Source organism: Cupriavidus sp. MP-37 (genome assembly GCF_020618415.1).
Lineage (GTDB): Bacteria > Pseudomonadota > Gammaproteobacteria > Burkholderiales > Burkholderiaceae > Cupriavidus.
The window spans coordinates 115517-124723 of record NZ_CP085345.1 but is presented as its reverse complement, the minus strand read 5'-3'; the positions used below and the strand labels follow the sequence as shown (position 1 = coordinate 124723).

The 9207-nt window shown below is 71.2% G+C and carries 6 protein-coding genes; 5 read left to right on the top strand and 1 reads right to left on the bottom strand.

Annotated elements, in window-relative coordinates:
* Positions 1-98: 98 nt before the first annotated feature.
* From LIN44_RS17175 to treY, 3 genes are all read left to right on the top strand, one after another.
* Complete coding sequence (locus LIN44_RS17175; RefSeq protein WP_227315481.1) at positions 99-2642, top strand: glycogen/starch/alpha-glucan phosphorylase; 2544 nt, start codon at positions 99-101, stop codon at positions 2640-2642.
* 193 nt (positions 2643-2835) lie between these two features.
* Positions 2836-4839: a malto-oligosyltrehalose trehalohydrolase gene (gene treZ / locus LIN44_RS17170; RefSeq protein WP_227315480.1), complete on the top strand. Its 2004-nt coding sequence runs from the start codon at positions 2836-2838 to the stop codon at positions 4837-4839.
* Complete coding sequence (gene treY / locus LIN44_RS17165) at positions 4836-7505, top strand: malto-oligosyltrehalose synthase (protein ID WP_227315479.1); 2670 nt, start codon at positions 4836-4838, stop codon at positions 7503-7505. Before treZ ends, treY begins: the two co-directional genes overlap by 4 nt.
* A 10-nt stretch (positions 7506-7515) precedes the next feature.
* Here treY and LIN44_RS17160 read toward each other — a convergent pair whose 3' ends face one another.
* Positions 7516-8082 (bottom strand): malto-oligosyltrehalose synthase, encoded by a 567-nt coding sequence (locus tag LIN44_RS17160; protein WP_227315478.1) that lies wholly within the window; start codon positions 8080-8082, stop codon positions 7516-7518.
* Between the two features lie 469 nt (positions 8083-8551).
* On the opposite strand from LIN44_RS17160, the gene LIN44_RS17155 reads away from it, so the two are divergent.
* Both LIN44_RS17155 and LIN44_RS17150 read left to right on the top strand, forming a co-directional pair.
* Positions 8552-8923, top strand: coding sequence for a BON domain-containing protein (locus tag LIN44_RS17155; RefSeq protein WP_227315477.1), 372 nt, complete (start codon positions 8552-8554; stop codon positions 8921-8923).
* Between the two features lie 46 nt (positions 8924-8969).
* Positions 8970-9200, top strand: coding sequence for a hypothetical protein (locus tag LIN44_RS17150; protein ID WP_025585081.1), 231 nt, complete (start codon positions 8970-8972; stop codon positions 9198-9200).
* Positions 9201-9207: the final 7 nt, after the last annotated feature.

Genomic DNA, 9207 nt, shown 5'->3' with positions numbered 1-9207 from the left:
GCAAATGTGCAGTGCCCGAAACCGCCGTCCGGATCCTTCGTGCAACCGCCGCCCGATCCGCTAAGCTTGACCCACTCCCATGCGTCAGGAGCCCCGCCATGAACGAAGCCGTCCGGCCCGAGCATGCCGATGACACCCGCACCGCCCTGTCCGGCGCCAGCCTGCGCCAGGCCTTTCTCGACCACGTGTTCCATACCCAGGGCAAGCTGCCCGGGCATGCCAGCGAGAACGACCTCTACCAGGCCGCCGCGCATACCGTGCGCGACCGCCTGGTGCAGCGCTGGATCAGCACCGCCGAAGCCTACCTGGGGCAGCCGTCGCGCACGGTGGCCTATCTCTCCGCCGAATTCCTGATGGGCCCGCACCTGGGCAACAACCTGATCAACCTGGGCATCTTCGACGAGGTCAGCGAGGCCATGGACGCAGCCGGGCTCGACCTCGACCGCATCCTCGACCAGGAAGTCGAGCCGGGCCTGGGCAACGGCGGCCTGGGACGGCTGGCGGCGTGCTTCATGGACTCGCTGGCCACGCTGGAAATTCCCGCGCTGGGCTATGGCATCCGCTACGAGTACGGCATCTTCCAGCAGATCATCATGGACGGCATGCAGGTGGAGAAGACCGACACCTGGCTGCGCAACGGCAACCCGTGGGAAATCCAGCGCTCCGAATGGGCGGTGCAGGTGCGCCTGGGCGGGCACACCGAGCACTACACCGACGACCGCGGCCACTACCGCGTGCGCTGGGTGCCGGCCAAGACCGTGGTCGGCGTGCCGTTCGATTCGCCGATCCTGGGCTACCGCGTCAACACCGTGAACACGCTGCGGCTGTGGCGCGCGGACGCGACCGAGGCGTTCGACTTCCATACCTTCAACCGCGGCGACTACCTTGGCGCCGTCAGCAAGAAGGTGACCTCGGAGAACCTGACCAAGGTGCTCTACCCCAACGACGAGACCACGCAGGGCAAGGAACTGCGGCTCGAGCAGCAGTATTTCTTTGTCGCCTGCTCGCTGCAGGACATGCTGCGGCTGCTCGCGGTCGACGGCATCCCGGTGACGCGCTTCCACGAGAAGTTCGCGGTGCAGCTCAATGACACCCACCCCGCCGTCGGCATCGCCGAGCTGATGCGGCTGCTGGTCGACGAGCATGACCTGCCGTGGAACGAGGCCTGGCACATCACGCAGAACGCCTTCGCCTATACCAACCACACGCTGCTGCCCGAGGCGCTGGAGCAGTGGCCGCTGCCGCTGTTCGGGCGGGTGCTGCCGCGCCACCTCGAGATCATCCTGGAGATCAACGCGCGCTTCCTCGACGAGGTGCGGATCCGCTTCTACGGCGACGAATCGCGCCTGGCGCGGCTGTCGCTGATCGACGAGCACGGCCAGCGCCATGTGCGCATGGCCAACCTGGCGTGCGTCGGCAGCCATGCCATCAACGGCGTGGCCGAGTTGCATTCGCGCCTGATGCGCGAGGACGTGCTGAAGGACTTCTACGACATGTGGCCGGAGAAGTTCACCAGCATCACCAACGGCGTGACGCCGCGGCGCTGGCTGGCGCTGTCCAACCCGCGGCTGACCCGGCTGGTATCGGATGCGATCGGCGACGGCTGGATCTCGGACCTCGAACAGTTGCGCGCGCTGGAGCCGTATGCCGACGACGCCGGTTTCCGCGAGTCCTGGCAGGCCGCGCGCCGCGCCAACAAGACCGACCTGGCGCAACTGGTGCGCGACACCACCGGCGTGGTGGTCGACCCGTCGTCGATGTTCGACGTGATGGTCAAGCGCATCCACGAATACAAGCGCCAGCACCTGGCGGTGCTGCATGTGATTGCGCTGTACCACCGCATCAAGTCCGATCCCGGCGCGCAGATCCAGCCGCGCACCTTCCTCTTTGGCGGCAAGGCCGCGCCCGGCTACGCCTATGCCAAGCTGATGATCCGCTTCATCACCTCGGTGGCCGACGTGGTCAACCGCGACCCGCAGGTGCGCGACCGGCTCAAGGTGGTGTTCCTGCCCAACTTCAACGTCACCTACGGCCAGCGCATCTACCCGGCGGCGGACCTGGCCGAGCAGATCTCGCTGGCGGGCAAGGAAGCCTCCGGCACCGGCAACATGAAGTTCGCGATGAACGGCGCGTTGAATATCGGCACCATGGACGGCGCCAATATCGAACTGCGCGAAGCGGTGGGCCATGACAACTTCTTCCCGTTCGGCCTGACCGCGCCCGAGGTCTATGCGCTGCGCGACAGCGGCTACGACCCGGCGGCGTATTACCACAGCAACCCGCAACTGCGCGCCGTGATCGACCTGGTCCAGCAGGGCTTTTTCTCGCGCGGCGAACCCGGGCTGTTCCGACCGTTGTTCGAGCCGCAGCACGGGCACGACCCCTACCTGCTGATGGCGGACTTCGCTTCCTATATCGATTGCCAGCAGCAGGTATCGGCCGCGTATGCCGACCCGGCGCGCTGGCAGCGCATGTCGGTGCTGTCGTGCGCGCGCTCCGGACGCTTTTCGTCGGATCGTGCCATTCGCGAATACTGCGAACGCATCTGGCATGTCGCGCCAGTGCCGGTGCGGCTGCTGCACCGCGCCAGCGGTTCGCCCGGGCAGGCGGAAGCCGCGGTGAGCGGGCCGCGCGCGGCCTGAGGCGCGCAGCGCTTGCGCGCGTCGCCGGCGGGTGGGGCAAAGCGCAGGGTAGTTTCTACAATGCCACAGGTAACAAAGCCCGCCCCGCACCGCGCCGCGGGCACGCCGGTGGCGCCGCGAAAGCGCCGTTCTGCTGGCATGGAGTTCGCATTGCGCAAGGACGTCTACTTTCCCAAGCAGGCAGGAGCCGAATTTGAACGCCGACCCCTTTCTCCTTGCCCCCGGCACCCGCTCCGCCGGGCCGCGGCTGGCGCCGTTCGACTGCTTTGCCGCGCCTTCGGCATCCGCCTTCCCCGCGCACGACGAACCTGCCCAGGACTACCTGTTCGGGCCCGCCTGGCTGCCGGACGGGCGCGTGCGCTTCCGGCTGTGGGCGCCCGACGCGGCCGAGCAGGGCCACGCGGTGCGGGTGGAGATCGCCGGGCTGGGCCCGGTGCCGATGGCATGCGGTCCCAACGGCTGGTTCGAGGCGATCGTGGCGGGCTGCGCCGGCGCGCGCTACTGGTTCCGGCTCGACGACGGCACCACCGTGCCGGACCCGGCCTCGCGCTGGCAGGCCGACGACGTCCACGGCCCCAGCATCGTGCCGGCGCGCGACGCCGCCAGCGCGTTTGCGTGGACCTGCCCGGACTGGCGCGGCCGCCCCTGGCACGAAGCCATCATCTATGAAATGCACGTTGGCCTGTGCGGCGGCTATGCGGGCGCCGCGCAGCAACTGCCGCGGCTTGCGGCGCTGGGCTTCACCGCGGTCGAGCTGATGCCGGTCGCCGAGTTTCCCGGCACGCGCAACTGGGGCTATGACGGCGTGTTGCCATTTGCGCCGGAGTCCGGCTACGGCACCCCGGACGAACTGCGCGCACTGGTCGATCGCGCGCACCAGTTGGGCATGATGGTGCTGCTGGACGTGGTCTACAACCATTTCGGCCCGGAAGGCAACTACCTGCACCGCTACGCCAGCGCCTTCTTCCGCGCCGACCGCCAGACCCCCTGGGGGCCTGCCATCGATTTCCGCCGGCCGCAGGTGCGGCGCTTCTTTACCGAGAACGCGCGCTACTGGCTCGAGCAGTTCCGCTTCGACGGCCTGCGCCTGGACGCCGTGCATGCGATCGAGGACGAAGGCTGGCTGGCGGCGCTGCCGGGCGAATTGCGCGCCGCGCTGGCCGACGGCGATGGCGCCCATCGCCATGTGCACCTGGTGCTGGAGAACGACAACAACGATGCCGCGCTGCTGGCCGCGGGCTACGATGCGCAGTGGAACGACGATGCCCACCACGCGCTGCACGTGCTGCTGACCGGCGAGGAGGACGGCTACTACGGCGACTACCGCACCGCCCCGGAAACCGGCAATGGCGGCGATGGCGACAGCGCGGCCGCCAGCCGCGGCGTGCCGGCGCTGCGGCACCTCGTGCGCGTGCTTGGCGAAGGCTTTGCCTACCAGGGCGAACGGTCGGCGTTCCGCTCCGCCGCGCTGCCCGCGGTGGCGGAGGGCGTGCGGCGCGGCCAGCCCAGCGCGCACCTGCCGCCGACGGCCTTTGTCTGCTTCCTGCAGAACCACGACCAGACCGGCAACCGCGCCTTCGGCGAGCGGTTGACGCAACTGGCCGATGCCGAAGCGCTGCGCGCGGCCATCGCCTTGCAGCTGCTATGCCCACAGGTGCCGCTGGTGTTCATGGGCGAAGAAACCGGCACCGCGCAGCCGTTCCTGTATTTCACCAGCCATCCGCCCGAGCTGGCCCGCGCCGTGCGCGACGGCCGCCGGCGCGAGTTCGCCGCGACCGCCGCGTTCCGCGACGACGCGCGCGCGGCGGCGATCCCCGATCCCAATGACCCGGCCACCTTCGACGCCTCGCGCCCGTGCTTCGACGATGACGGCGAGTGGACGCCGTACTACCGCGAGCTGCTTGCCGTGCGGCGCCGCGAACTGCTGCACCGGCTCGCCGGCTGCCAGAGCGCCGGCGTCGATGTGCTGGGGCCGGCGGCGCTGTGCGCACGCTGGCGGCTGATGGACGGCGTAGAGCTGAGCCTGTGGCTGAACCTGGGCCACGAGGCCGTGCCGTGCACGCGGCCGTGCCACGACCGCAGCACCGCGCTGCATGAGAGCTGCACCGGCGCGGCCGCCGCCCTGTCGGCCGGGCTGCTGCCGCAGCGCTGCTGCGTGGCCACCGTGTGCGAGCCCGCCGCGGCCCGCGCGCGATGAGGCCTGACGGCGCGCCACAGGCCTTGCCGCGCGCGACCGCCCGGCTGCAGCTGCATCCGGGCTTCACCTTTGCCGATGCCGCCGCCGTGGTTGGCTATTACGCCGCGCTGGGCGTCAGCCACCTCTACCTGTCGCCGATCTGCGAGGCGCGGCCCGGCTCGACCCATGGCTATGACGTCACCGATTTCACCGCCGTGCGCGCCGAGCTGGGCGGCGAGCCCGCACTGAAAGCGCTGGCCGCGCGCGCCCGCGACGCCGGCCTCGGCCTGATCGCCGACATCGTGCCCAACCATATGGCGGCCGATCCCACCCACAACCGCTGGTGGCGCGACGTGCTGGCGCACGGCCGCGGCAGCCCCCACGCAGCCGCCTTCGACATCGACTGGACCCCGCGCGACGCGGCGCTGCACGGCAAGGTGCTGCTGCCGATCCTGGGCCAGTCGTACTGGGATACCGTGGTGGCCGGCGAACTGCGCTGGGTCCCCGCCGGCGACGATGCTCCCGCCCATCTGCGCTATTTCGACCACACGCTGCCGCTGGCGCCGGGCAGCGTGGATGCCGAGGCCGAACGCGCCGGCCCGGCCTGGTACGACGCCACGCGCACCGACGGCCGCGGCCGGCTCCATGCCTTGCTGGAACGCCAGCACTACCGGCTGGCGTGGTGGCGCACCGCGGCTGCCGCGCAGAACTGGCGCCGCTTCTTCGAGATCAGCGACCTGGTCGGCGTGCGCGAGGAAGACCCGCGCGTGTTCGATGCCGTCCATGCGCTGGTGTTGCGCCTGCTGCGCGAGGGCTGGATCGACGGCGTGCGCGTGGATCATGTCGACGGCCTGGCCGATCCCGCCGGCTACTGCCGCCGGCTGCGCGCCGAGCTGGACCACCATGCCGCCGCGCGTCCGCCAACGCTGCGGCTGGAGCGTCCCTGGCTGGTGGTGGAAAAGATCCTCGGCCCGCGCGAGCGCCTGGCGCCGGACTGGCAGGTGCATGGCACCACCGGCTACGACTTCATGGACGAGGTCGCCGCGGTGCTGCACGACGGCGACGGCGAGGCGGCGCTGGACGCGCTGTGGACGAGGGTCAGCGGCGATGCGCGCAGCTTCGCCGCGCAGGTCGAGGCCGCGCGGCGCCAGGTGCTGACGCGGCACCTGGTGACGGAATTCGAAGGCGCCGCCGCGTGCCTGCGCGACTGCGCCGAGCAGGAGCCCGGCACGCGCGACCTGACCCGGGCGGCGCTGCGGCGCGCGCTGGAGGCACTGATGGCGGCGGTGCCGGTGTATCGCAGCTACTTCGATGCCAGCCCTGCCGAACGCGATGCCGGCGCCGCCCTTGCCGACGATGCCATGCTCGACCAGGCCATGCAGACCGCACGCGCCGGCCTGGCGCCCGACGAAGCGGTTGCCCTTGCCTTTATCGGCGGCTGCCTGCGCACCACTGCGCCGGCGGACAGCGAGACCGGCGCGCTGCGCCGCCGGCTGCAGCAACTGATGCCGGCGCTCGCGGCCAAGGCCGGCGAAGACACCGCTTTCTACCGCTACGGCCGGCTGCTGTCGCGCAATGAAGTCGGCAGCGATCCGGCCCGGCTGGCGCTGCCGCCGGCACAGTTCCACGCCCGCATGGCGGCGCGGCGGCTGGCCTGCCCCTACGCCATGCTGGCCACCGCCACCCACGACCACAAGCGCGGCGAGGACGCGCGCATGCGCCTGGCGGTGCTGAGCGAGATGCCGCATGCATGGGCCGACGCCGTGGCCGCGTGGGAGGCCGCGTCGGCACCGCTGCGGGCGGCACCGCTGCAGGCACCCGACCCCGTCGACCGGCTGATGCTGTACCAGACCCTGGTCGGCGCCTGGCCGATGGAGGACCCCGGCCTTGCCGCCGATGCCGGCGCCGCGCAGCCTTTGCTGGAGCGCATTGGCGCGTGGCAGCGCAAGGCCATCCGCGAAGCCAAGCGCCATGGCAACTGGACCTGCCCCGACCTCGACTACGAAGCCGCGTGCGAGGCCTTCCTGCGCGGCATCGCCGCCGGCGGGCCCGAGGGGGGGCCCGGCGGCGTGCTGGCGCAGATCGGCCAGTTCGCCCAACGCATTGCCGTGGCCGGGGCCGTCAACAGCCTGGCGCAGGTGCTGGTGCAACTGACCGCGCCCGGCATCCCGGACCGCTACCAGGGCTGCGAAGGCTGGGACCTGAGCCTGGTCGATCCCGACAACCGGCGCCCGCCCGACTACGCCCGGCTGCAGGCCCGGCTAAGCTGCAGCGCAGGCTGGGCCCACTGGCTGGCGCACTGGCGCGACGGCCGCATCAAGCAGCAGCTGGTGCGCCAGGTGCTGGCGGTGCGGCGCGCGCATGCGGCGCTGTTCGCCGACGGCCAGTACAGCATGCTGGCCGCGCAGGGTGCGCTGGTGCCGCAGGTGCTGGCGTTCGCCCGAACTGCCGACGGACGCCAGGCCATCACCGTGGTGACCCGGCTTGCCGCCGCGCGCGTCGACCCCGCCATGCCGCGCATTCCGCAAGCGGCCTGGGGCGACACCACGCTCAACGTCGGCGCGCCCCAACCCAGCCGCTGGACCGATGCCCTGACCGGCCATGTCATCGACGCCCCCATGGGGCGCCTGCGGCTGCGCGAAGTGCTGGGCGGCCTGCCGGTGGCGCTGCTGCTGCGCGAGCCCTGACGCCTCAGGCTCAGGAGTGCGGTGGCGCCGTCGGCTGCAATACCACCGGCGCGAAGGGCCCGCGCGATGCCTGCGTCGGCGAGGCGCTGCGCTCCTGCGGCAGGTAGGGCCGGATCACCACGGCCACGTAGTCGTCTTCCTTGGGCGTCACCACGATGTACGCGAGCCCCGACATCACCAGGCCGACCTCGCCGAGCTCGGTGGCGATGCGGGCCACGATAAAGCGCTGCAGCAGCATCGGATTGACGCTGTCGTCGATGGCAAGCGCGGCGGTGCAGATGGTCAGGAAGCAGCGTTCGACCTCGCGGCACACCACCACCACTTCATCGATGGCGTAGCCGGCGCGGCTGGCGCGCACCAGCACCGACACCCCCGAACTGGGCGCGGCGCGGTGCCATCCCGGCTTGACCTTGAAGCTGGGCAGCGCCAGGCCGGAACCGGTGTCCTGCGCAACGGTGTTGAAACGCTGGGCGAAGTCCGAAGGCGTGATGGCAAGCAGCTGGCGCTCGACCGGTGCCGACGACACCGACACCGACGAGGCCAGGACCACGGTGGACAGAATGCTGGCTAGGTTCATAGCTTCCTCGCAACGGCGATACGCTCCCCCGCGCTGTCGGGCCCGGCAGCACACGGCGCACGCTGCGCCGCGGCGGGAAGGCCGGCGTTGCGGGTGCTCGCCGGCACCTGCCGCACGCCAGTTTTTGCCAGCATTTCCTTCACTATAGACAGGACCGCACGCCAGCACAGGACGGAACGCAAGCGGCGCGCCCAGGCGCCGCGCCAAAGCCCGCGCAACGACTTCCGGCGCACTGCGCCGGGTCCGCCACGCGCGCCATGCAGTTTCTGCAGCGCCTGTAAAAACTACGGCGCGTGCGGCCACACGCCGCACCGGCGGCAGCGCCGCATGGCGCACAGGCCGCGTCGTGGCGCAGCGCGTGCCCGCCCATGGCCTTGCCTGGGCGCTTGGCCGCGCGGGAACGGAGCTTGCAGGCCAACTGCAGGGGCGGGCCGAACCGCAGGCCCGCCAGCATCGACAGGAGGGCCCTATGACCGCACGCTACCGCTCCCGCATCGCCGCGCTGGCGCTGCCGCTGGCCGTGCTGGCCGGGGCGGCCTCGCAGCCGGCCGCAGCCGCCGCGACCGATGCGCCCGCGGCGCCGTCTTCCACTGGCCGCACCGCGGCGCCGCGCGACACCGCTGCCGCCAGCGACCGCGCCATCACGGCCGAGGTCCAGGCGCGCCTGGCCAATGCGCGCACGCTGGATCCGGGCAAGATCCGGGTTTCGACCACCGACGGCGTGGTCAGGCTCGAAGGCACCGTGCGCGACGACAAACAGCGTACGATGGCCATGGAACTGGCGCGTTCCGTGCGCGGCGTCAGCGCGGTCTCGGATGAACTGCGCGCCGGCACCGACTGACCTGTCTTCCCGCCGGCAGCGCCATGCCAACCTTGATGGAGACGTGATGAGCACCCATCGCCAGCCCGACCACGACACCACCCGCCGCCGCAGCGAGCCCCGCGACCCGCACAAGGGCGGTCCGGACACCGAGCATGAGCGCGGCAAGCCGGGGCGCGACCGGCGCCACGATGTCGAGCGCGAGCACGACATTCCCGACGAGAACGGCGAGCCGCCCTCGGTCCGGCGCCCCGGCGGCAAGCCGGAGGAAAGCGAGCCGCCGGTCGAGAACTACTGAACCGCGG

Excerpts from the sequence above, each read along its gene's own strand:
- LIN44_RS17175 (WP_227315481.1), top strand. The coding sequence starts at position 99 with ATGAACGAAGCCGTCCGGCCCGAGCATGCCGATGACACCCGCACCGCC.
- treY (WP_227315479.1), top strand. The coding sequence starts at position 4,836 with ATGAGGCCTGACGGCGCGCCACAGGCCTTGCCGCGCGCGACCGCCCGG.
- LIN44_RS17160 (WP_227315478.1), bottom strand. The coding sequence starts at position 8,082 with ATGAACCTAGCCAGCATTCTGTCCACCGTGGTCCTGGCCTCGTCGGTG.
- LIN44_RS17155 (WP_227315477.1), top strand. The coding sequence starts at position 8,552 with ATGACCGCACGCTACCGCTCCCGCATCGCCGCGCTGGCGCTGCCGCTG.
- LIN44_RS17150 (WP_025585081.1), top strand. The coding sequence starts at position 8,970 with ATGAGCACCCATCGCCAGCCCGACCACGACACCACCCGCCGCCGCAGC.